Source organism: Phytoactinopolyspora endophytica (genome assembly GCF_004138495.1).
Lineage (GTDB): Bacteria > Actinomycetota > Actinomycetes > Jiangellales > Jiangellaceae > Phytoactinopolyspora > Phytoactinopolyspora endophytica.
In genome coordinates this window covers 1659-2338 of record NZ_ML142893.1, presented here as the reverse complement: position 1 = coordinate 2338, position 680 = coordinate 1659, and the positions used below count along the sequence as shown (strand labels likewise).

Genomic DNA, 680 nt, shown 5'->3' with positions numbered 1-680 from the left:
GCGTCGGCGTCAGCATCCGCGTCGGCGTCAGCATCCGCGTCGGCGTCAGCATCCGCGTCAGCGTCAGCATCCGCGTCGGCATCCGCATCGGCGTCCGCATCAACATCGGCGTCAGCGTCCGCGTCGGCGTCGGCGTCGGCGTCGGCGTCGGCGTCAGCATCCGCGTCGGCGTCAGCATCCGCGTCGGCGTCAGCATCCGCGTCCGCATCCGCGTCAGCGTCAGCGTCCGCGTCAGCGTCCGCGTCGGCGTCGGCGTCGGCATCAGCATCAGCATCCGCATCCGCGTCGGCATCCGCGTCGCTCTCGTTGTCCGGCCAGATGCCGTTCTCGGGAACCTCCGCCCAGACTTCGGGGAAGCTCATGATGTGGATGCTGCCGTCCAAGGCTCCCAGAACCGTTCCCTGAAGGGAGAGTCCGCCGAAGTTGAACGCCGCACGCGTTCCATCGTCAGCGATCTCCTGATCATTGGTCAGGTCGACGAAAGTGAGGTCCCCTTCGATGAGTCCAGGCGCATCAAGAGGAATGCTGACGCCGGGCTGAAGCTCGGCGATCGCACAGATGCTCGGCTCCTCCTCCGTCGGCTCCCCCTCACCATCAGGGTCAAACGGGCCGCCGCACTCAGCGTAGACACCGAACGCCGGCAGCTTAGGCTCGGCAGAGTCGTCGCCACCGTCGATTCG

Annotated in this window: 1 protein-coding gene and 1 pseudogene; one reads left to right on the top strand and one right to left on the bottom strand. The window is 67.1% G+C overall.

The window, feature by feature from the left end; genetic code table 11:
• Positions 1-362: pseudogene (locus tag ELR45_RS40165) on the bottom strand (hypothetical protein); the annotation flags it as partial.
• Between the two features lie 3 nt (positions 363-365).
• Between ELR45_RS40165 and ELR45_RS36300 the strand changes: the two are divergent.
• Positions 366-680: hypothetical protein (locus ELR45_RS36300; protein ID WP_165368358.1), on the top strand; the 315-nt coding region annotated here is incomplete at its 3' end.